The 22797-nt window shown below is 46.7% G+C and carries 22 protein-coding genes; 9 read left to right on the top strand and 13 right to left on the bottom strand.

The window, feature by feature from the left end; translation table 11 throughout:
* Positions 1-60 precede the first annotated feature (60 nt).
* The 9 genes from SDEN_RS11680 to SDEN_RS11640 all read right to left on the bottom strand — a co-directional run bounded on the left by SDEN_RS11680 (position 61) and on the right by SDEN_RS11640 (position 9435).
* Positions 61-948 carry a hydroxymethylglutaryl-CoA lyase gene (locus SDEN_RS11680; protein ID WP_011496683.1) on the bottom strand — a complete coding sequence of 296 codons (888 nt, stop codon included), beginning with the start codon at positions 946-948 and terminating at the stop codon, positions 61-63.
* Entirely contained in the window at positions 949-1104 is a 156-nt protein-coding gene (locus SDEN_RS11675; RefSeq protein WP_011496682.1) for a hypothetical protein, read from the bottom strand.
* Positions 1105-3198 (bottom strand): acetyl/propionyl/methylcrotonyl-CoA carboxylase subunit alpha, encoded by a 2094-nt coding sequence (locus tag SDEN_RS11670; protein ID WP_011496681.1) that lies wholly within the window; start codon positions 3196-3198, stop codon positions 1105-1107.
* Positions 3198-4016, bottom strand: coding sequence for an enoyl-CoA hydratase-related protein (locus SDEN_RS11665; RefSeq protein WP_011496680.1), 819 nt, complete (start codon positions 4014-4016; stop codon positions 3198-3200). Before SDEN_RS11665 ends, SDEN_RS11670 begins: the two co-directional genes overlap by 1 nt.
* Before the next feature lie 46 nt (positions 4017-4062).
* Complete coding sequence (locus SDEN_RS11660; RefSeq protein ID WP_041405785.1) at positions 4063-5670, bottom strand: carboxyl transferase domain-containing protein; 1608 nt, start codon at positions 5668-5670, stop codon at positions 4063-4065.
* A gap of 62 nt (positions 5671-5732) precedes the next feature.
* Positions 5733-6902, bottom strand: coding sequence for an isovaleryl-CoA dehydrogenase (locus SDEN_RS11655; RefSeq protein ID WP_011496678.1), 1170 nt, complete (start codon positions 6900-6902; stop codon positions 5733-5735).
* A 220-nt stretch (positions 6903-7122) separates the two neighbouring features.
* Positions 7123-7530: a MerR family transcriptional regulator gene (locus tag SDEN_RS11650; RefSeq protein WP_011496677.1), complete on the bottom strand. Its 408-nt coding sequence runs from the start codon at positions 7528-7530 to the stop codon at positions 7123-7125.
* Positions 7531-7831: 301 nt separating this feature from the next.
* Positions 7832-8230, bottom strand: a complete 399-nt coding sequence (locus SDEN_RS11645) for a hypothetical protein (protein WP_011496676.1) — start codon at positions 8228-8230, stop codon at positions 7832-7834.
* A 260-nt stretch (positions 8231-8490) separates the two neighbouring features.
* Positions 8491-9435 carry an NADP-dependent oxidoreductase gene (locus SDEN_RS11640; protein ID WP_011496675.1) on the bottom strand — a complete coding sequence of 315 codons (945 nt, stop codon included), beginning with the start codon at positions 9433-9435 and terminating at the stop codon, positions 8491-8493.
* Between the two features lie 138 nt (positions 9436-9573).
* Here SDEN_RS11640 and SDEN_RS11635 point away from each other — a divergent pair, with 138 nt between their 5' ends.
* The 6 genes from SDEN_RS11635 (at position 9574) to SDEN_RS11610 (ending at position 16531) form a co-directional block, all read left to right on the top strand.
* On the top strand, positions 9574-10491 hold the full coding sequence (locus SDEN_RS11635) for a LysR family transcriptional regulator (RefSeq protein WP_041405784.1): 918 nt from the start codon (positions 9574-9576) through the stop codon (positions 10489-10491).
* Positions 10492-10799: 308 nt separating this feature from the next.
* Positions 10800-12392, top strand: coding sequence for an ABC-F family ATPase (locus tag SDEN_RS11630; RefSeq protein WP_083759652.1), 1593 nt, complete (start codon positions 10800-10802; stop codon positions 12390-12392).
* 243 nt (positions 12393-12635) lie between these two features.
* Entirely contained in the window at positions 12636-14582 is a 1947-nt protein-coding gene (locus tag SDEN_RS11625) for a methyl-accepting chemotaxis protein (RefSeq protein WP_011496672.1), read from the top strand.
* 121 nt (positions 14583-14703) lie between these two features.
* On the top strand, positions 14704-15489 hold the full coding sequence (locus SDEN_RS11620) for a class I SAM-dependent methyltransferase (RefSeq protein WP_011496671.1): 786 nt from the start codon (positions 14704-14706) through the stop codon (positions 15487-15489).
* Positions 15490-15550: 61 nt separating this feature from the next.
* Complete coding sequence (locus SDEN_RS11615; RefSeq protein ID WP_011496670.1) at positions 15551-15871, top strand: antibiotic biosynthesis monooxygenase family protein; 321 nt, start codon at positions 15551-15553, stop codon at positions 15869-15871.
* Positions 15872-16051: 180 nt separating this feature from the next.
* Positions 16052-16531 (top strand): hypothetical protein, encoded by a 480-nt coding sequence (locus SDEN_RS11610; RefSeq protein ID WP_011496669.1) that lies wholly within the window; start codon positions 16052-16054, stop codon positions 16529-16531.
* Here the strand turns inward: SDEN_RS11610 and SDEN_RS11605 are convergent.
* Positions 16522-17463: an NAD(P)H-hydrate dehydratase gene (locus SDEN_RS11605; RefSeq protein ID WP_232279889.1), complete on the bottom strand. Its 942-nt coding sequence runs from the start codon at positions 17461-17463 to the stop codon at positions 16522-16524. The genes SDEN_RS11610 and SDEN_RS11605 overlap by 10 nt on opposite strands.
* A gap of 228 nt (positions 17464-17691) precedes the next feature.
* Between SDEN_RS11605 and SDEN_RS11600 the strand changes: the two genes are divergently transcribed.
* Positions 17692-18444, top strand: a complete 753-nt coding sequence (locus tag SDEN_RS11600) for a substrate-binding periplasmic protein (protein WP_011496667.1) — start codon at positions 17692-17694, stop codon at positions 18442-18444.
* A gap of 83 nt (positions 18445-18527) precedes the next feature.
* Here the strand turns inward: SDEN_RS11600 and SDEN_RS11595 are convergent, their stop codons facing one another.
* From SDEN_RS11595 to SDEN_RS11585, 3 genes are all read right to left on the bottom strand, one after another.
* Positions 18528-19085: a DUF1415 domain-containing protein gene (locus SDEN_RS11595; protein WP_041406287.1), complete on the bottom strand. Its 558-nt coding sequence runs from the start codon at positions 19083-19085 to the stop codon at positions 18528-18530.
* Between the two features lie 73 nt (positions 19086-19158).
* Positions 19159-19752: a LysE family translocator gene (locus tag SDEN_RS11590; protein WP_011496665.1), complete on the bottom strand. Its 594-nt coding sequence runs from the start codon at positions 19750-19752 to the stop codon at positions 19159-19161.
* A gap of 131 nt (positions 19753-19883) precedes the next feature.
* Positions 19884-20159 (bottom strand): metal/formaldehyde-sensitive transcriptional repressor, encoded by a 276-nt coding sequence (locus tag SDEN_RS11585; RefSeq protein ID WP_011496664.1) that lies wholly within the window; start codon positions 20157-20159, stop codon positions 19884-19886.
* Between the two features lie 76 nt (positions 20160-20235).
* Between SDEN_RS11585 and SDEN_RS11580 the strand changes: the two genes are divergently transcribed.
* Positions 20236-21276, top strand: coding sequence for a cation diffusion facilitator family transporter (locus tag SDEN_RS11580; protein WP_011496663.1), 1041 nt, complete (start codon positions 20236-20238; stop codon positions 21274-21276).
* A gap of 332 nt (positions 21277-21608) precedes the next feature.
* Complete coding sequence (locus SDEN_RS11575) at positions 21609-22757, top strand: porin (protein WP_011496662.1); 1149 nt, start codon at positions 21609-21611, stop codon at positions 22755-22757.
* The last annotated feature ends 40 nt before the right edge of the window (positions 22758-22797 follow it).

Raw genomic sequence — 22797 nt, 5'->3', positions numbered from 1 at the left:
GTTCTAGGTTCTAGGTTCTAGGGCCTAGGAACTCGATTTATCGTAATCTGTAAACGCTGTTTATCCCAGCGCGTTAGCCACTTTTGAGGCGCTCATGCGGCCTAAAGCCTGACTGATATTCTTGCCAGCCTGAATAAGCTTAGTTAAGTCTATGCCTGTGTCTATGCCCATGCCGTGGAGCATATAGATGAGATCTTCGCTGGCCAAGTTGCCAGAGGCGCCTTTAGCGTAGGGGCAACCCCCAAGACCTGCAACCGATGAGTCAAATACGCTTATTCCTGTGGGCAGGCAAGCTTGAATATTGGCAAGGGCCTGACCATAAGTGTCATGAAAATGCAGCGCTAATTTGTCTATGGGCACAAGTTCTGCCACGGTTTCCAGCATTCTACGGGCATTATTGGCTGTGCCAATGCCTATGGTGTCACCCAGAGATATTTCATAACAGCCCATTTTGTAAAGGATTTCAGACACGCGGGCCACTTCCGAGGCCTTTATCTCACCTTTATAGGGGCAGCCGAGCACACAGGACACATAACCGCGCACGGCGATATTCCTCTGTTTTGCCATATCCATCAAGGGGATAAAGCGCTCGATAGACTCCTCGATGGAGCAGTTAATGTTCTTCTGGCTAAAGCTTTGAGAGGCGGCACCAAATATTGCCACCTCATCGGCACCTGCTGCAATCGCAAGTTCGAGCCCCTTAAGGTTTGGGGTCAAGGCGCTGTATACCACGCCTTGCTGACGCTTAATGCCATGAAGCACAGCACTAGAGTCCGCCATTTGTGGCACCCATTTAGGCGACACAAAACTTGCCGCCTCGATGCGCTTAACGCCAGCGTCTGCCAGCTGCTCAATCAAGGCAATTTTCGCCTCGGTTGGCACGCTGACTTCATTTTGCAAGCCATCGCGGGCGCCCACCTCGAAGATACTGACGTTAGTTGGCAACATCTACGCCTCCTCGCCCTTAGCGTCTGCAGTGTCAGCGACCGCTAGCGGCTCGACTTCAAGCAGCTGCGCACCGTCTGTGACTAGTTCGCCGCTTTGGAAATAAAACGCTGTCACTTTGCCATCAAAAGGCGCTTCTGAACGGGTGATGTATTCCATCTAGGCCTCCTTGTTGTTAGCGTTTACTATGTCGACAGCTAGCGGCTCGACTTCAAGCAGCTGAGCACCGTCTGTGACTAACTCGCCGCTTTGGAAATAAAACGCCGTCACTGTGCCATCAAAAGGCGCTTCTATGGTGTATTCCATCTTCATGGCTTCCATCACCAATAAGCCTTGGCCAGCGGTAACGCTAGCGCCAACATCCACTAAATGAGTCACTACAGTGCCATTCATCGGTGCTTTAAGTTTATCAGCACTGTTAACTTGCTCTTCAGCAATTTGAGCCAATACCGCCTTGAAATGATAGCTTCCAGAGGACAAGAACAAGGTGAAATCATCCCCTTGATGGCTTACCGGGATTTTAGACTTATGGCCGTTGATTTCCGCCAATAACAAATCATCCCTTAGCTCGCCACTGAGGTTAAGCACTTGCTCGTCTAAGGTATATTCGTTAACTAAGGTTAATTGATAACCATCACCTTGAGCCACAAGCAATAAGTTGTGCAGCGGCTGCAGGCTTTCTTTGCTGTCAGGGTCTTTGGTTTCATCAGATAATAACGCCACATGATGAATGCTGTCGCTATTGAGCCTAAAGCCGCTCATTTGTCCCCAAGGAGAGTGAGGGTCTTGACTATTAATTGCCAAGGCTTTTGCCGCTTGCTTGCGGGATAGCACTTGATACAGCCCTGCTAACGCTAACGCGGTTTGGGCTTCGCTGGAGGCGCTGCCAATCAGGGCATCACCGTAGCGTTCGATAAAGTCTGTGCTAAAGTCGGCGGCGGCAAAGGCGGGGTGCTCGGCGATATTGGCCAAGAACTCTATGTTGTGCCTAAGGCCACTTATCTGATAGGACTCAAGGGCATGTACCAGGCGCTGCAGGGCGCGGGGGCGCGAGTCATCCCATACGATGAGCTTGGCTATCATGGGGTCATAGAAGTTACTGATGACATCGTTCTCACGTATGCCTGAATCTATACGCACATGCTGGTTTTGTTCAGGTTCACGCAAAAAGTTTAATTTGCCGCTGGCGGGCAGAAAATCATTCTGCGGATCTTCAGCGTAAATACGCACTTCAAAAGAGTGGCCGTGAATGCGCACTTCTTGCTGTGTTAGGGGTAATTCATCGCCACTGGCGACCATCAGCTGCCACTTAACTAAGTCTTGCCCGGTAACCATTTCTGTCACTGGATGCTCAACCTGTAAGCGGGTGTTCATTTCCATAAAGTAGAAGCTGCTGCTCTCATCGGTGGCTAGGGTATCGAGCAAAAACTCAACTGTGCCCGCACCCACATAATCTATGGCTTTAGCTGCGGCGACCGCGGCTTGACCCATTTGTGCGCGAAGGGCGTCGGATAAACCCGGCGCTGGGGCTTCTTCCACCACTTTTTGATGGCGGCGCTGAATAGAGCAGTCTCGATCTGACAGGTAAATCGCGTTGCCATGGGTGTCGGCAAACACTTGCACTTCAACGTGCCTAGGTTGGCGCAGGTAGCGCTCCATTAACAGCTTGTCGTTACCAAATGAAGAGGTGGCTTCACGGCGGGCAGATTTCACCGCCGCTAATATTTCACCTTCATTTTCAACGATACGCATGCCTTTACCGCCGCCGCCGTAGGCCGCCTTGATAAGCAGTGGAAAGCCGATAAGTTTGGCTTGTTGTACTAGGTTGTCATCGGTTTGGTCATCGCCATGGTAGCCTGGCACTAACGGCACATTGGCCTTACCCATGATTTCTTTTGCTGCGCTTTTACTGCCCATGGCTTCGATGGCTTCACTGCCAGGGCCCACGAAGGCAATGCCATTTTGCTCACACTTGCGGGCAAATTCGGCGTTTTCAGACAAGAAACCATAGCCTGGGTGAATGGCACCGGCGCCGGCTTTCTTGGCGATGTCGATAATAAGATCGGCTTTTAAATAGGAATCTGCCGGTGCACTGCCGCCTAAATAGAAAGATTCATCGGCCATGGCCACGTGACGAGCGTCTTTGTCGGCATCCGAATACAAGGCAATGGTGCGCACACCCATACTTTTTGCGGTTTTGATGATGCGACAGGCGATTTCACCGCGGTTGGCGATAAGTAACTTAGTAAACATTATTGAGCTCCTTTGGCTGGCGTTGCAGCTTGGGACCAGTTAGGTTGACGCTTGTCGAAGAAGGCATTTAAGCCTTCTTGGCCTTCGGTGGATACACGAATGCGGGCGATTTTCTCGCTAGTGTAGGCAAGGGTTGCCTCATCGATAACGCCGTCTTCAAGGCGTGAGACTAAGGTTTTAACCCAGGCCATGCCTTGGGGGCTGTTGGCTTTAAAGGCGTCGATAAAGGGTTTGGCGGCGGCGTCTAAATCATCATTAATCTCGTGAATGACCTGATGAGTGAGGGCGCTTTGGGCATCGAAGCGCTCGGCGGTGAGCATGTAGCGTCTTGCTTGGCGATTGCCCATGGCGCGCACCACATAAGGGCTGATGACGGCAGGCAGTAAGCCGAGTTTGACTTCACTTAAGCAGAAGCTTGCGCGACTATTACTGATGGCGATATCGCAGCAGCAAATTAAGCCTAAGGCGCCGCCAAAGGCCGCCCCTTGCACTAAGGCAAGACTAGGTTTTGGAAACTTGTCTAACAGATGCATCAGCTTTGCCAGCTCATTGGCATCATTAAGGTTTTGCTCAAAATCCATCTGGGCTTGCTTGCGCATCCAGTTAAGATCGGCCCCAGCACTGAAATTTTTGCCATTAGCCCGCAGCACCAAGACTTGGCACTGTGGGTCTGCGGCAAAGGCTTCAATGGCGGTTATCATCTGGGCAATCATGACTTCATCGAAGGCATTGTGTACATCGGGGCGATTGAGTATTAGCTCGCCCACGCCCTCATTAAGGTTCGATTGTACATATGAAGGCTGTTGATTATTATTCATTTTTTTATCCCTATCCTATCCCGAACATAGTGGCACAGCGGCGCAATTACATGCGGAACACACCAAAACGGGTGTCTTCAATGGGTGCATTAAGCGCTGCCGACAGGGCAAGGCCGACTACATCACGGGTTTGGGCTGGGTCGATAATGCCATCGTCCCACAGGCGCGCACTGGCATGATAAGGATGACCTTCTTTATCGTACTGGGCCACAATCGGCGCCCTAAAGGCTTGTTCTTCTTCCTTGGACCAGTCTTGACCCTTACGGGCGAGACCATCGCGGCGCACTGTGGCTAACACGCCTGCGGCTTGCTCGCCGCCCATCACAGAAATGCGCGCATTGGGCCACATCCACATCATAGTGGGCTCGAACGCGCGGCCACACATGCCGTAGTTACCCGCGCCATAGCTGCCGCCGATGATCACAGTAAACTTAGGCACATTGGCACAAGAAACCGCGGTCACCATCTTGGCGCCGTGCTTGGCAATGCCTTCGTGTTCGTACTTTTTACCCACCATAAAGCCGGTGATATTTTGCAGGAAGAGCAAAGGGATTTTGCGTTGACAACAGAGTTCAATAAAGTGGGCGCCTTTTTGCGCCGACTCAGAGAACAAGATGCCGTTGTTGGCTACGATGCCGACGGGATAGCCGTGGATACGGGCAAAGCCGCACACTAAGGTTGCACCATAGTTGGCTTTAAATTCATCAAAGTCTGAATCATCGACGATACGAGCGATAACTTCTCTGACATCGAAGGGCTTTTTAAGATCTGTGCCGACTATGCCGTAGAGCTCGCTGATGTCAAATTTAGGTGGCTGAACTGGGCTTAGCAGACAAGTAATTTTCTTTTGATGATTAAGGCGGGTCACGGCGCGACGAGCAAGCTCTAAGGCGTGATCATCATTCTGGGCTAAATGGTCGGCAACCCCAGAGATTTTAGTGTGCACTTCGGCGCCGCCAAGCTCTTCTGCGCTGACTTCCTCGCCTGTGGCGGCTTTTACCAGCGGCGGACCTGCTAAGAATATGGTGCCTTGCTCTTTAACGATAATGGACTCGTCCGCCATGGCCGGCACATAAGCGCCACCTGCGGTACAAAGGCCCATCACCACGGCAATTTGCGGTATGCCCTTGGCTGACATTTGCGCTTGGTTATAAAAGATGCGGCCGAAATGATCTCTATCTGGAAACACTTCATCCTGGCGTGGTAAGTTAGCACCGCCTGAGTCCACTAAATAGATACAAGGCAAGTGGCAACGGCTGGCAATGTCTTGGGCGCGTAAATGCTTTTTCACCGTAATGGGGTAGTAAGTGCCGCCTTTGACTGTAGCATCGTTGGCGATGATCATGCACTCGACGCCGCTGACGCGGCCAATGCCTGCGATAATGCCCGCCGCTGGTACGTCTTCATCGTAGACTTCATATGCGGCAAATTGGGATAATTCTAAGAAAGGTGAGCCTGGGTCGAGCAGTTTTTCTACTCGTTGGCGCGGCAGTAATTTACCACGGGATAAATGACGCTCCAGGGCCACAGGGCCGCCACCTTGTTCAATTTTAGTGAGTTTTTGTTTGAGATCGTCGACCAATAACGCCATATCATCATACTTGGCTTTAAATTCGTCGCTGCGGGCATTAATTCGGCTGCTCAGTTGCGTCACGATAATATCCTTAATGAAGCAAATAAAAGGGCGAGGGCAGAGCCTCGCCATACAGAAGTGGGCTACTTAGATTCGTTGAACAGTTCACGGCCAATGAGCATGCGGCGGATTTCTGAGGTGCCAGCGCCAATTTCATACAATTTAGCATCGCGAAGCAGTCGCCCTGTGGCGTACTCGTTAACGTAACCGTTACCGCCAAGTAGCTGTATGGCATCTAAGGCCATTTTGGTAGCAAGCTCAGCGCTATAAAGGATAGCGCCTGCGGCATCTTTACGTGTGGTTTCGCCGCGATCGCATGAGCGAGCCACGTTATACACGTAAGAGCGGGCGGCATTCATGCCAGTGTACATGTCGGCAAGTTTGCCTTGAACCAACTGGAACTCACCGATGGATTTGCCAAATTGCTCACGCTCATGGATGTAAGGCACTACGATATCCATACAGGCCGCCATGATCCCAAGTGGGCCACCAGATAACACCACGCGCTCGTAATCTAGGCCACTCATCAACACTTTTACGCCGTTGTTTAGGCCACCTAGAATGTTCTCTTCAGGCACTTCACAATCTTCAAATACTAGCTCACAGGTGTTAGAACCGCGCATGCCTAATTTGTCTAGCTTTTGCGCCTGAGTGAAACCCTTTGAGCCACGCTCGACGATAAAGGCGGTAATACCGTGGGCGCCTTTGCTGATATCCGTCTTGGCATAAATCACATAAGTGTGGGCATCTGGGCCATTGGTTATCCACATTTTATTGCCGTTAAGTATGTAACGGTCGCCCACTTTACGGGCGTTAAGTTTCATGGAGACCACGTCAGAGCCCGCATTTGGCTCACTCATGGCCAGTGCGCCAATGTGCTCACCGCTGACCAATTTTGGCAGGTACTTGGCCCTTTGGGCGTCGTTACCGTTACGATTGATTTGGTTAACACATAAATTAGAGTGGGCGCCGTAGCTTAGGCCAATGGAGGCCGAGGCGCGGGAGATTTCTTCCATGGCAATCACGTGAGCTAAATAACCCATGTTGGCGCCGCCAAATTCTTCTGGCACAGTCACGCCTAATAGGCCCATGTCACCTAGCACTGGCCATAACTGATTGGGGAAGGCATTGTCTATATCCACTTGGGCGGCAATGGGGGCGATTTCCTTGGCGGCAAAGCCTTGGACTGCATCACGCAGCATGTCGATATCTTCGCCCAGACCAAAGTTAAGACTAGTGTAAAGTGCGCTCATAATTATGTGTCCTGTTGATTAGCTATTCTTATAATTTAGGGTGACGGCTCTGTTGAGGGTCACTTTGATGATTAACATCAGCGTGTGGCATTTAATAAGCCATTCTTGCCTTGGTTTCGCCTCCCACTGTGTGGCCCAAATTGAGGCGAAACTGAGCTTAAGCTGATGTTAATTCATGTTTAAATGGGTTATTTTAATGCGCTATGTTAATGCGCTAGTGTTATGCTTTTTTCAACTCGTTTTGCTCAAGGGCTGCGCGGCATTGCTGCTCGGCTGAATTGAGCTCCATTAACACCACTTTTATGTCATCCATCTGCTGCTGTAGGGCAGATTTTTTGTCATTGACTAAATCGAGCATGGTATTAAGCTGAGCCGTGCTGCTCTTATCGGCATCATAGAGTTCGAACAGCCTGCGAGTTTCTGCCAAAGAAAAGCCTAAACGCTTTCCGCGCAGAATAAGCTTTAAGCGTACCCTGTCTTTTAGACTGTAAACCCGAGTCTGGCCGCGACGCTTTGGCTTTATTAGGCCTTGGTCTTCATAGAAACGAATACTTCGTGTCGTGATATCGAATTCTTTCGATAAATCACTAATTGAATACGTGGATTGTGGATTGTGTAATGTGCTCATGGGCCACCTAAAAAACGTCTTTCATTGCAAGATATATGAAGTTTACGTAAAGGTAAAGTTTGTGGCCGTTTTTGCCGCAATAACTTGGCTAACCTCAGTGTTAAATTCTGTTTCCACTTTGGGGTTATTTCAGTTATCTAGCTGTAAGTTAAGTGATTAACTGTAAAAACTATTGCGGTAGGAGTGGTTTGCTGAAAATTAAACGCTCGCTTGAATATGTGCTTGATAAGTCACTGGCTTTCCCTGGTGATTCTTCATAGGCATTGCGCGTGTTTGCTACCTAGCGGTTTTCCTACTGGCGTTATCGGTTGCGTTTGTCGCTGGCGCGTCTGCCAGCACTTTCTTCTCGGCGATTGGTTTGGCCGTCGGATCCAAACAAATCTTGGCTCAAACCAAAGTCGTTACGCCTGCCAGCCTCTTCATCTCGTCTATCGTCAAAATGTAAGTAACGGCATTGGCAGTCACTCGCTTGACAATTTTCAAGGGGAAGCATGGGCGCTTCATCGGACAGGTAGCGCTTCTTAGCCAGTTTTCGAGCGGCGATACAACAATCGGGCAGGGTTTCTACACTCACGCTGTGGTAGGGATTCTGGGCATGATGATGCTTGGGCTTATGATGGCGTTGTTGAGTACGATTTTTCCTGTGCTGATAAAAAAATAAGCCGAGGATAGCCAATAAAAGCAAAACAAAAATCAGCATAGTAGCGCCCGTGACATCGAGAGTAATAAATGAATTCTAGACTAAAACCCCTTGATTGAGATAAAAGTGTGTCAGTTGCGGTTTTGCCAGAATGACGAGTCAGGTTAATAAAAGGATGGGCGGGCTCTAGTTGTTATCTGATTATCATCAGCGAGAGAACTAAGCAGCCAACTGAACAGGGGGAAATATGCCTGCTCAGCCAGTCTTTAGCCTTGATTAAGAGAATTTAGCTTAGAGAATAAGCTTAAATAAACAGTCGATTAGAATTGGGTGGGATCGATATTAAGCACGATTTTACCCACAGCTAACTGATTTTCGCTGCGTTCATGGGCCAGTTTGACTTGCTCCCAAGGGAAGATACTGTCTATCTTTACTCGCAGTTGCCCTTGCTCAATCAGCTCCTTTAAGATGACAAGCTCTTGCTGACTCGGCTTGACCCACATGCGGATAAATTCTATTCCTAATGCACTAGCCTCAGCATGGGGGATTTCATCGAACGTTGAGACTAAGCGGCCGCCTGATTTTAAGGTCTTAAGGGAGCGAGGCAAGATGTCATTGCCTCCCATGGCGGCGAACACTAAATCTACGTCAGTGGCTTTATCCTCGAATGATTCATTGCGATAATCGATAAATTCATCGGCGCCCAGGCTCAGTACTAAATCGCGTTTGCGGCTGGATGCCGTGGCGATAACCTCTGCTCCCGCCTGTTTAGCCATTTGCACCGCGAATTGCCCCACAGCACCTGAGGCATTGTGAATAAGCACCCGTTGTCCGGCTTGAAGCTTACCTTCGGTCATTAAGCCTTGCCAAGCCGTTAAGGCAGCCAGTGGCACTGCGGCACTGCTGGCCATGTCTAGATTGTTGGGCTTAACGCTGACAAAGTCGGCATCGACGGTTAAGAACTCGGCATAGGCCCCTTGGCCTGCAATAGGGGCGAAGGTGAAAACCTTATCGCCCACTGCAAACTGGCTCACATCCTTGCCAATCTCGGCAATTTCCCCAGCGGCGTCCCAACCCAATATTAATGGCAGCTGATGCATGTCGCTGTCTTTGAACATGCCGTTTCTGACATGAAAATCCACTGGATTAATCCCAGCTGCGGCAACCTTTATCAACACTTGTTGTGGCGCGATTTGAGGTTTTGGCAACTCACCATAAATAAGCTGCTCTTTGTCACCGTATTGCTTGATGTAAATGGCTTTCATGTTATTTCCTTCTGGGCCTATGGGCTTAGATTTAAACCATAGGCAGAGTATTGCTGCTATTTCACATAGGTTCTAATTGATGTTTTATATGTGATACATTGATTAATATGATGTATTGGGGCAAGGATGAGCGCGGGGATGAGTAAGTTAGATTTAAATTTATTGGTGATATTCGATGCCATCATGAAAGAGCAATCCATCAGCGCTGCGGCCGAGCAATTAGCCATGACTCAGCCCTCAGTCTCTAATGCCGTCGCTAGGATGCGTCACAATTGGAAAGATCCGTTATTCATTAAACAAGGACGCGGCATTAAGCCTTCACCCTTCGCCCTTGCGCTTTGGCAGCAGGTGGCTTCGCCCCTTGAGCAAATTCGCTCGGCGGTGTCATCAAAGACTTTTAATGCCGCCCACAGTGAGCGTACCTTTCGCATCGCCATTACCGATGGCACATCGGGATTATTTTGGCCTGCCCTGAGGCGCCATTTAGAGCGACATGCCCCCAAGATAAATCTGCACGCCGTGCCTTATAAACTCGATGGCGAAGCCCTATTGGTGAATGCAGAGGTGGATTTGGTGCTGGATTATTATGAAAACCGCCATCCACAGATCCTGAGCCAACATTTATTCGATAACCAGTTTGTCTGCGTGATGGCAAAAGCCCATGCCTTAAGCGAAAAAACGCTGACCTTGGATGACTTTGCGGCAGCAGAGCATTTATTGGTCTCCCTTTCTGGTGATGCCAGTGGCACAGTGGATAGAAAACTCGCTCAACTTGGCCATAGTCGGCGAATTGCCATGACAGTCAATAGTTTTGCCAGTGCAAAAACCTTGATAGAAGAGAGCAGGTTAATCAGCACTTTGCCTTATTCCATCATAGCGAGCTGGCAATCTCTGGATAAACTTACAGTGAAAACCTTGCCTTTCACTGTGCCTAGCGTGCCCATCAGCATGGCATGGCACAGCAGAAATGACGCCTCCATTAGCCTGCGCTGGCTCAGGGAGGCAATAGTCGACATAGTGAAGACACAGCCACAACGCTTTAACAATGAAAACTAAGGAAGCACAATTTTTTGGCTGACTCTTGCCGGTAAACTTTATCCACTTAAGCCTAGGTCAGAAAAACTTTGGTCCCATGGACGTTGGGCCTAAACCTTGGCCGATTAGCCACTGGATCTTAAGTTTATGGCTGTTTCTATTAGTTTGCTGCAGCAGATAACTGCAGCAGGAGCGAGAGTTTAAGTTGATAAATTACCCAAAAATCCCTATAGTATCGCGGCTTATTTTTTCCCTCGGTTTAGCCCTCTGTGAATGGCTAGGCTTGACATGTTTTACATGACGTACACAACTCGATTTGGAATTTCATCTTGATTACTACAGCTAACATTACCATGCAGTTTGGCGCTAAGCCGCTGTTTGAAAACATCTCAGTTAAATTTGGTGGCGGCAATCGCTACGGCCTTATCGGTGCCAATGGTTGTGGTAAATCCACATTCATGAAAATTTTGACCGGTGATTTAGAGCCATCGAGCGGTAATGTGTCGTTAGATGTTAATGAGCGCATGGGTAAGTTGAACCAGGATCAGTTCGCCTATGAGAAATTTTCCGTGGTCGATACCGTGATCATGGGCCACAGAGAGTTGTGGAAAGTGAAGCAGGAGCGTGACCGCATCTATTCTTTGCCAGAAATGACCGAAGAAGACGGCATCAAGGTCTCCGAGCTTGAAATGGAATTTGCCGAGATGGACGGTTATACCGCAGAATCTCGCGCTGGCGACTTATTGCTAGGTGTAGGTATAGGCACAGAGCAGCATTTCGGCTTAATGAGTCAAATCGCGCCAGGTTTTAAGCTACGTGTATTGCTAGCCCAAGCCTTGTTCTCAGATCCAGACTTGTTATTGCTCGATGAGCCAACCAACAACTTGGACATAGACACCATACGTTGGTTGCAAGATATGCTAAACCAACGTAACAGCACCATGGTTATCATCTCTCACGATAGGTATTTCCTTAACTCTGTGTGTACACACATGGCAGATTTGGATTACGGTGAGCTGCGTGTTTATCCTGGTAACTATGATGAATACATGATGGCTGCTACTCAAGCACGTGAGCGTCTACAGTCAGATAATGCCAAGAAAAAAGCACAAATTGCTGAGCTGCAAACCTTCGTCGCCCGCTTCTCGGCTAATGCGTCTAAGGCGAAACAAGCCACGTCTCGCGCCAAGCAAATCGATAAGATTAAGCTTGACGATATCAAGGCTTCAAGCCGGGTGAACCCCTTTATCCGTTTCGAGCAGGAAAAGAAACTATTCCGTAATGCGTTAATCGTTGAAAATCTCGCTAAAGGCTATGATAAGCCCTTGTTCAGTAACCTAAACCTGATGGTTGAAGTGGGTGAACGTATTGCTATTCTTGGTGAAAACGGCGTGGGTAAAACTACCTTAATGCGTACTTTAGTGCATGATATTCCTCAGGATGAAGGCACTATTCAGTGGTCAGAAAATGCCAATATTGGCTATTACGCACAGGATCATGAAGCGGATTTTGCTAACGACATGACCCTATTCGATTGGATGAGCCAGTGGCGCAAGCCAGAAGATGATGACCAGTCAGTGCGCGCTATTTTAGGTCGCATGTTGTTCGGCTCGGATGACATTAAAAAATCAGTGACTGTGCTTTCTGGTGGTGAAAAGGGCCGTATGTATTTCGGTAAACTTATCATGCAAAAAGCCAACATCTTGATGCTCGATGAACCCACCAACCACATGGACATGGAATCAATCGAGTCATTGAACAATGCGCTGGAAATGTATGAAGGCACCTTGATGTTCGTCTCCCACGACAGGGCATTCGTATCATCCTTGGCAACACGTATCCTAGAAGTGACGGCTAACGGCGTGAACGACTTCAAAGGCACTTATGATGAGTTCCTGCGCAGTAAAGGCATTGACGCTTAAATCATTTTTGTTGTGATAGTAAAAACCCGCTAATCCAGCGGGTTTTTTTATGGCGTAAATTTAATATCTATACTTACGCTGCAAAACTAATAGAATTGTATAATAGTAAGACCTCTATGAACCTAGGTAGCCACTGGGTCAGTTTTTGAAAATCGCTTTTTAATCTGAACACTTAAGATTCCCTGCAGCGTATAAAAGCTCTGCTAAACTCAAATTACCTTGAATTCGAGTGTGGTGAGTGAGATGACGTTGAATTTTCAAAATTTTAAAATCCGCCATTTATTAATTTTAATTATTAGCTTTGCGTTAATCTTTTTAGCGGCATCCACTACGCTTCTCAATCGGTCGCTATTTTTTGCTTCTGCAGAGAAAAGCATTGAAGAGGAACTTCTGCCTAATCAGCTTGCAAAAATTGAAGCGCAAATCCGCTATCAGCTCAGTACACCCATTGAACTTTCAAAAGCCATGAGCCAAAACACTTTCATCTTAGATTGGGTTATGGCACAGGAACCCGCGGCTCAACAACAGCAAGTGATTGATTATTTAGCTCATGTGCAGAAAGAAAATAAAGCCGGTGTGGTTTATTGGGTATCAAACGTCAGTAACCAATATTTGACCAATAACGGCGTATACAAAACCATGAGCCAAAGTGACGAGAAAGACGCTTGGTTTTACCGTTTTTTAAGCGGCAATAAAACCTTTGAGATCTCCTTCGATTTTGCCGCTAATGGTGTCGATTTGACGGCTTATGTTAACTACAGAGTGAAATACAATGGCAGAGACTTAGGGGTTGTCGGCATTGGTTATAGCGTCAATGAGTTAAGCAAAAACATTCTCAATAATAAGGTGGGCGAAACCGGTTATGTGTTTATTACTAATGATGCCGGCGACATCATTATTCATCCTACATTGAATCAATTAGAGAGCAAAAAACTTCGTCAAAACAAAGGCTTTACCGACATTGCCGATAGCTTGTTAAAGCCTGATGCCAGTTATAGCTTTAATGAAACCAAGCTAAAGGGGGAGAATGTCTATGTGGCGAGTGTGGGGATCCCTGAGCTTAACTGGAAGATTTTGGGGGTGCTGCCTAGCGAAGAGCCCATGGCCAGTATTCGTTCCACCTTGCTTAAAAGCAGCGCCTTAAACTTAGTGATAGTGATTTTCTTTATTTTAGTCATGGTCAATCTTGCCAGCCGTATTACCTTGCCCATCACAGAAATTGGTGAGCGCTTGATGACAATGGCAAAAGCGGGCGGCGATTTAACCCATCAGCTTAATCAAGACAGGCGTGATGAACTGGGCACCTTAGCCCAAGGATTTAATGCCATCATCAGCAAGGTGCGCTCCATCATGGTGGACATCAAGACATTAGAAGATCAGATGACCCACTCGTTCAATGATATGCGCCATATGTCCTCAGAAATTAATAACTGCGTCAGCGCTCAGCAGCAGGAGTCAGATTCTGTGGCAGCGGCGGCTACACAAATGACCCACAGCATACAGTCAGTGAGTGATTTAGCCAATGAATCGGCCGCAAACACTGAGATGACTCAGCAGAAGATAATCCAAGTCAATCAAGGGGTGCTTGAGTGTAATCAATTGATGCAATCCTTACATGTGAGTAATGAAAGCACTCAAGAAAAAATCTCTCAGCTGGCGGCGCAAACCTTGACCATTAGTTCAGTGGTGGATGTGATCAGCAGTATTTCTGAACAAACCAATTTGCTGGCATTAAATGCCGCCATTGAAGCGGCTCGGGCCGGTGAACAAGGCCGTGGTTTTGCCGTGGTTGCCGATGAAGTGCGTACCTTGGCGGCACGGACGCAAAAGTCCACTCAAGAGATTAAGTCTGTTATCGATAATTTGCAGGCTCAATCGAAAGAAACTGTGTCTGCCATGCATAAAAATACTGAGCTTGCCTCTGCAGGGCTTGAAAAAACCAGCGTAGCCAGTGAAGCGTTAAAGCAAGTGGTGTTGGACATAGGCAATATTACTAATCAAAACACCCAAGTGGCAGTGGCAACACAGGAGCAATCCAATGTGATTGGTGAGCTTAATTCCAATATCAATCGCATTGCTGATATGTCGCGTATGATTGCCGATTTCTCCACTCAAACCCAAAGCTCAGTACAGCAATTAGATACTCAAAAACGCAATCTCACTCAATTGGTTGGGCAATTTAAAACGTAAGTAATCAAAGCTGTGCTGATTACTGTCTAGGTCTGAATAAACCGAGCACTTTGCTCGGTTTTTATCTGTTTTACAATGTGTTAACATTGGCACGAAACAATAAACAAGGATGGTAATTTCAATGTCAGTCAGCAGTTATTTTAGCCTTAATCAGAAGGCATGGGATGAGAGGGCCAAAGTCCACTTTGACTCGCAGTTTTATGACGTAAATGGATTTATGCAAGGCCAGAGTTCACTCACTGAGATAGAGTCGAGTGAATTGACTGAAATTGAAGTCAAAGGCAAAAAAATGCTTCACCTGCAATGCCACTTTGGCTTAGACAGTTTGTCTTGGGCGCGCTTAGGTGCCAAGGTGACGGGCGTTGATTTTTCAGAGCCTGCCATAAATAAGGCCCGCGAGTTAAATCATGCCTTAAACTTAGATGCGTGTTTTATTTGTAGCGATGTCTACAGTTTTGGTGAGCAGGCCAAAGCCGAGTTTGATATTGTGTTTACCTCATTTGGCACTATTTGCTGGCTACCTTGCATAGATACTTGGGCCGAAGTGATTGCCGATAGTTTGAAAAGTGGCGGCTGTTTTTATATGGCTGAATTTCATCCCATTCGTGATTTATTGGATGGCGAAAGCTATTTTTATGCCCCAGCGCCCTTTGTGTGTGATGAAGGCACCTATACAGAGAATTGTGATGGCAAACAAGCCAGCATGGCGTCATGGTCCCACCCATTAAGCCGAGTGATCACCGCATTGATCAATGCCGGTATCAAGATAGATATGGTGAATGAATTTCCCTTCAGTCCCTTCGATTGTTTCGATGGTTTAGAGGAGCGAGAGCCTAAGCGATTTTCCCAGTTGGTTGGCGAGAACCCTTTACCTCTGGTATACAGTATCAAAGGGACTAAAAATTAATTAAATCAGTCTATTCAATCTTGTAATTATCAATGTGAAAAAACCTTAGCAGGAGAGTGCCATGATTGCCGTTATATTTGAAGTTGTCCCCACAGTAGAAGGCAAGAGTGAGTACTTGCATGTGGCTCAAGAAATGCGTAAATACTTGGAAGGGCGTAAAGGTTTGATTTCCATTGAGCGTTTTCAGAGCTTAACCGATGATGGCAAAGTATTAAGTCTGTCATTTTGGGAGGATATTGACTCTATTACTCATTGGCGCAACCAGATGGCCCACAGTATTGCGGCTGAATCAGGGATTATTCCTTTGATGTTTAAATCCTACCGCATACGTATAGCAGAAGTGTTTCAGGATCACAGTGAAATGCTAGAGCAGGAAGCGTAACGGGATATACTCATCTGTGCACAATCCAAGCAGTCACTTTTTAGTGACTGCTTTTTTATGTCTATTTGATTTTAACTGTGACCTAAGTCGAGAGTCTTTAATATCAAGCTTGTGAAGCTTCACAGTGCATGATTCACTCATTCAATGGGTATCACTCTCGGTTGATTGAGGTTAAGTCATTTGAACTTTCAGTATTTTATTATTGCTAAAGCCTTGCATGTGTTAGCCATAGTGTTTTGGATTGGCGGGGTGGCTTTTGTGACGACAGTGCTGATACCTGCCCTTAGGCGCGATGCCGATGCAGACCAGAGATTAACTCAGTTTGAGCGCTTAGAGGGCTGCTTTAGCACTCAAGCTAAGCTGTCCACCTTAGTTGCAGGGGCTTCTGGTTTTTATATGCTCCATGTTATGAATGCTTGGTCACGTTTGCTTGAGCCTAGCCAGTGGTGGCTGCATCTGATGATCTTCGTCTGGACATTGTTTAGCTTAGTCTTGTTTGTGCTTGAGCCATTATTTTTACATCGCTGGTTCCACACACAGGCGATACAAAACAGTCGGCGTACCTTTAAGGTATTGCAGCTCATGCACCTTGTTTTACTGAGTTTGAGCCTAGCAGCCCTGTTTGCAGGCATGATAGCTGCCCATGGCTATCAATTCTGATATTTAGCCTGTAAGACCCTAATAAGGGCCTTAGGAATAAAGTTAATTAAATCAGATGCCAACATGCTGTAAGGGCTAAGCGCTAGTGCGGCGATATCCCCAGCTAAACCATGTAAATAGACCCCTAAACACGCTGCATTTAAGGGAGAAACCCCTTGGGCGCAAAATCCCGTTATCATTCCGGTTAACACATCCCCCGTACCCGCTTTGGCCAACGCACTGTTGCCGGTAGGATTAATAAACACGCGCTTTCCATCGGTTATTACAGTATTGGCCCCTTTTAGTACCACTATGGCGTTAAATTGCAGGGCTGCTTGCTGTGCATATTTCACTCTATCGGCTTGAATATGGGCGACTGAGACCGCTAACAGGCGTGATAATTCCTTGGGGTGAGGGGTTAGTAGGCAGTTTTCCGGCAGGGTTAAGGGTTTACGTGAGAGAAAATTAAGCCCATCGGCATCTAACACTATGGGGAGGGTTTCTTGTTGTAGGCCATGGAGGAGGGCACAGAAAAAAGCATAATTATCAGTGTGCGCTTCATCTGCCACTCTTGCTGTCTGGGCTATCCTGCCAAGGCCTGAACCTATGCTCATGCTACACAGCTTGGTATTCACTCGTTTAAGCTGTGACAAAATCTGCGCCGCGCTTTCGCTGGGCAAAAAATCATTTGCAGCCTCATGGACGCTTGGCAAAGGCAAGAACACCAGATCTGGGCTTTGGGCAGCCACTCGCTGGCAAACCAAAAGGCTGCTGGCTAACGTCACATAACCCGCCCCTACGCGCAGGGCTGAGATACTTGAAAGGTATGCAGCGCCAGGATAATTGATGGAACCTGCCACATTGAAAACATGACCAAAACTTGCCTTATGGCTTTGTTCTGAGCGGGTTGGCAACATGGCTGCGATGGCATTTAGCGCCAGGATTTGCATCATGACTCCTTATGGATGGTTCAAAAGGCAGGTGTTAAGGACTGGTGCTAAGGGTCAATTCTGCTATTAACCATAGTGCTTCAAGTATGGCCTAACCAATATTATTAAGGGTCATATTTGTGAATTAAACAGGGTTTAATTATTGCAAATTCAAAAAAATAACCCTTTGTTATGGCTGAATGATTTTTACCTTCTACACTTGGTGTTATCTAATACATTGAGGGAATTGGTATGCTAAAAACTATTCGATTTTGTATCTGTTTGTTTGGATCTGTGTTTGCATCTATGGGCTTAATGGCCGATGAATTGACTATCGGGGTTGAGACCACAGAGTATTATCCTCAATATCAATATGAGAATGGAAACTACCAAGGTTTTGCTCGCGACGTTATTGATTTGTTCGCCAGTAAAAATGGCCATAGCGTCAGTTACAAAGCCTACCCAATAAAAAGACTCTTGAGTGTTTATTTAGCGGGTGAAGTGGACCTTAAGTACCCAGATAATGCCTTCTGGGCATCGGATGCCAAGGCTGCACACAAAGTCGTCTATAGCGACCCTGTGGTTAATTTTATTGATGGTACCTTAGTATTGCCTGCCAATAAGGGGAAAGGCATTGGGGATAAGTTTCGCCTTGGCACCATAGCGGGTTTTACCCCATTTGATTACTTAGATAAAATTGGCGCCGGAAGCGTTAAGGTAACTGAAAACAATAACTTAGATGCACTTGTTAAGCAGGTAGAAAGTGGCCGTGTCGAGGGGGCTTATTTCAACGTGGCGGTAGCCATGTATCATTTGCGGGAAGTCATGAAAAAACCTGAATTGATGGTGTTCGATGCTTCTTTGCCTCACACCCGCAGCGCCTATGCGATTTCAAGTATTAAAAGGCCGGATATCGTCGAGCAGTTTAACGCATTTTTGAAATCAAGCAGCGCTGAAATTCAAGCCTTGAAAGATAAATATCAGGTGGAAGCTGGGATAAACTAGGTCAGCAAATCACTAAGCGTGAATGACACACCAAGCAGGGCTTGCTTTACTTAGTTAAAGCAAGCCCTCTGTCATTTTTAGCGCTATTTGTGACACTCACTCAAGAGTTTAATAAAAAAATCACTGCCTTTTTTATTGGCAAAAGCCATGTTGCGCAGAGGGATCGATTCAGGATCATGATAACTGGCTAAAGCTTGTTCCATGCTGGACTCTCGAATGATATGCAATGTGGGGTAGGGAGAGCGATTAGTGAAGTTTGCCGGACTGTCTTGGGGTTCATCTTCAAAGCAATAATCAGGATGAAAGCTTGCCAGCTGATAAACACCTTCATAGGCATTATCCAATAGCGCATCATTGGCAGAATCAAGCAGATCTAAGTAGTCATAAAACCCTTCAAAACCCCGCGCAAGTATGACTAAACTGGTTTCCATATCAGGGTTTTCATCTAGAAATTGGCATTCTTTAATGAGCGCCGCCAGTACTTGCTTACGCTTAGTTTCTTCTACCACTAGATAGCGAATACTGCCCCGTTCAACTTCTTTGCGAGCAAAAGGGCAGAGGTTATATTTCATGATGACATTGCTAACCCAGTTAGATGTGGCGCTTATCATCTGTTGATGTTCTTGCTGCTGTTGATCCATTACCTTTATCTCAAAATTGGCTTGTTTGGGGCAAATTCTGCCCTGGGTGATTTGGGTGTTTAGCATTCAAGACTCAAGCCCCTATCATAGGCAAGATGGAGGCGACTAGCAGTAACGCCATGGTAATATTGAATATTTTTTGTTGACGCTGGTTTTTTAATAATCGCTTGAGTGCCACACCAAAAGTGAGCCACACCATGGCGCAAGGAAAGGCGACACATAAGAACACAGTCGCTATGGTCAAGACTTGTGGTGTCATATCCGCCGTTTGTACGGTAAAGGTGGCAATGGCACCGACCGCCATGATCCATCCCTTAGGATTCACCCATTGAAACGCCGCCGCCTGAATAAAACTAAAGGGTTGGCTCAATTGTTTCCCTTCCATCTTGTTACTGCTTCTGGCGATTAACCAAGACAAATACAGCAGATAACTCACCCCCAGTACTTTAATGATGAGGTGCAATACCGGGTAGGCTTGAAACACTGAGCTCAGACCCAGTCCTATGGCTAAAACCATGCAAGGGAAACCTAAACATATACCAGCTAAATGAGGTAATGAAGGCTTGATGCCAAAATTCACCCCTGAAGTCATCAACATGATGTTGTTTGGCCCTGGGGTTATGCCAGATGAAAAGGCAAACAAGGTGATGGCGAGTATTAACTCCATAACGGGATCCTGAGTCTTAATGAGAGGCGTATTCTACTGGCAGATTTACTGCTATGGCTAGACATATTGTGGCTGAACACAGAGAAACAGGGTCAATAGCATGACGGTAATGATCCTTAAGGGCCTCAGGCTTATTTGAGGTAGCTTTTAAGGATTTGTATCACTTGTTCCACTTCGCCCTGGCGTTCACTTTCGCTAATGGATGCATCACCTAAGTGTTCCCTGATGTGGCTTTCTAGCACCTGCGTCATCAGGCCATTGGTGGCGCCGCGTATGGCTGCGATTTGCTGCAATACTTGGCTGCAGTCGGGCTGAGTTTCAAGCAGTTTCTCCAGTGCTTCGGCTTGACCCTTGATGCGTCGAACCCGAGTCAGGATTTTTTTATTGTCTTTATGTATGTGTGACATGAGAATATTGATCTTATCTATACTGGGGTATAGTATAGTTTAATGGTATCCACACACTCAATCAAGCTCAATATCTATGAATACAAGTAAAGTTAATCCAGCATCTACTGCGCACAGTCATCATTACCTTAGTGAAACCAAGGGAAAAGAGTCTAAGGTGCTAATCGTGTTTTTTATTACCTTGGTCACCATGTTTGCCGAGATTGGGGTTGGCACTTGGTCAGGCTCCATGGCCTTGCTGGCCGATGGTTGGCATATGGGCACCCATGCGGCAGCATTTGCAATCACCATGTTCGTCTACGCCTATGCGAGAAAGCACAGCCATAACAGCTTGTTCAGTTTCGGCACGGGCAAAGTGAATTATTTGGGAGGATTTGCCAGTGCAGTGGCGCTGTTGATCGTGGCGTTATTGATGATAGTAGAGTCCTTGCATCGTTTATGGTCTCCAGAAAGCATCGCCTTTGATGAAGCCTTGGTGGTGGCCTTTATTGGTTTAGGTGTGAACGTTATTTCTGTGTTTGTACTGCACGATGAGCATCACCATCATGCTGACGAACATCACGAACATCACGAACATCACGAACATCACGAACATCACGAACATCACGAACATCACGAACATCACCATCATGCTGACGAACATCACGAACATCACGAACATCATGAACATTCTCACCATGGGCATGAACACAAAGATCACAATTTGTCGGCGGCATATTTTCACGTGCTCGCCGATACCTTGACCTCTGTATTGGCGATTTTAGCCTTGTTTGCAGGGCGTTACTTTGGTTGGCTGTGGATGGATGCCCTCATGGGGATTGTGGGGGCGGTGATCATCAGTAAATGGGCCTTAGGCTTAATTAAGCAAACCAGCACAGTGCTGCTGGATAAAACCCAAGCTCCAGCTAGTGTCGCTGCCTTGAAGCATATTATCGAGCAGGACCCGGATATTAAGGTTGAAGACTTACACCTTTGGACCCTGAGTGAAGGTCATAATGCGGCTATTTTGTCCATTTGTTCTCACAGCGGGCAATATCATAACAGGAGGGAGCATTATCAAAAACTGCTGGCTCATCACTTGCCCAAGGTGTCACATATCACGGTAGAGATGAATTAAGCCTTATTCATCTGTGATAAGAAAGGATCCTTTTGGGATCCTTTTTTATGCCTAAGGGCTTGAGTGAGTGATAATGCGCTGTAATTAATTTTCATGTTGGTTTGTGTTTCAATTTGCTGTTTGTTAGCTGAAAAGGAAATGAAAAGTAGGTAATTTGTTCTTATTTGTTTTATTAGGTTGTTTTTATTGTATTAAGTTTTATTTATTTCAATGAGTTTACTGTATTCGTTTGCCAGCTAATCCTGAGCTTTGCTACTCTGAAATGGAACCTATGAAACTAAAGTACGTAATAAAAAAACAATTACGTTTATGTCAGCAAAAGAGCAGTCGCAATGAAACAAGCATATTTAACAGCACTCATTTCAGCATTAATGGCGTCTCAAGCCGTCGCCATTGAGATATACAAAGACGATACCAATAAGGTGAACATTGGCGGCTGGATTGACGTGCGTGCAATAGACACTCAAGACGTTAGCGAAATCGCAAACGGCGCTTCGAGAATTAATTTTGCGTTCGAGCGCCAGTTAAAAAATGACTGGCACGCCTTTGCCAAACTCGAATGGGGTGTTGACCCTGTGGGCACAGGTCGGGTGATTTACAACGGCGATGAAAGCTTTGGATCCTCTCAAGATGACTTCATCTATAACCGCTTGGGTTATGCCGGGCTTTCGCATGCGGATTATGGCAGTTTAACTATGGGTAAGCAGTGGGGAGCTTGGTACGATGTCGTGTGCTACACCAACTTAGCCTTCTTTACCGATGGTAATGCATCAGGCACTTACACCTATAACAAGTTTGATGGTGCGGTAAATGGCACTGGCCGCGGTGATAAGATAGTGCAATACCGTAATCGCTTAGGGGATGTGTCTTTTGCGGCGCAAGTTCAGCTAAAAAGCGAAAAAATCACCTTAGATAAAGCGAATGACCCCCTTGAAGTGAGTCGCCTTGATTATTCGAACACCGCAGGTCTTGGGGTGACATATCAAGTCAATGATCAATGGCTTATGACCTTAGGTGGCAACTATGGTCAAGTGGAAGGCAATCGCTTTGATGGCACAAGCTTTGATGAAACAGATTATATCTATGGCTTTGGTTTTGCTTACGGTTGGTGGGATGTGGCCGGTTTTTACGCCGCGGCTAATTTCAATTGGAACCAGTTCCATGATACCGATAACCTAAACCGAATGATCCCAGAATCAAAAGGCGTCGAGTCCATTATTGCTTACCAATATGACAATGGCATTCGTTTCATCTTGACCTATAACTTACTCGAAGCCAGTGCAGAGTATGCCAAGGCTTACCAAGGAGATGTGTTTAAGCGCCAATCTATGGTCGCCGGCGTGCATTACCTGTTTGATACCAGCACTGTGGTGTTTGCTGAGTTTTCTAAAAACTTAGGCGATTTTAATGGCCAAAGAGCAGCCGCAATGGAATTGTCAGAAGATGATGCCTTGCTCATTGGCCTGCGTTATTCGCTGTAATTTCAGTCTTATTGAATTGACTTAATAAGCCGCAACCTTA

The sequence above is a fragment of the Shewanella denitrificans OS217 genome, assembly GCF_000013765.1.
Lineage (GTDB): Bacteria > Pseudomonadota > Gammaproteobacteria > Enterobacterales > Shewanellaceae > Shewanella > Shewanella denitrificans.
This window is presented reverse-complemented; position numbering and strand designations above follow the sequence as displayed.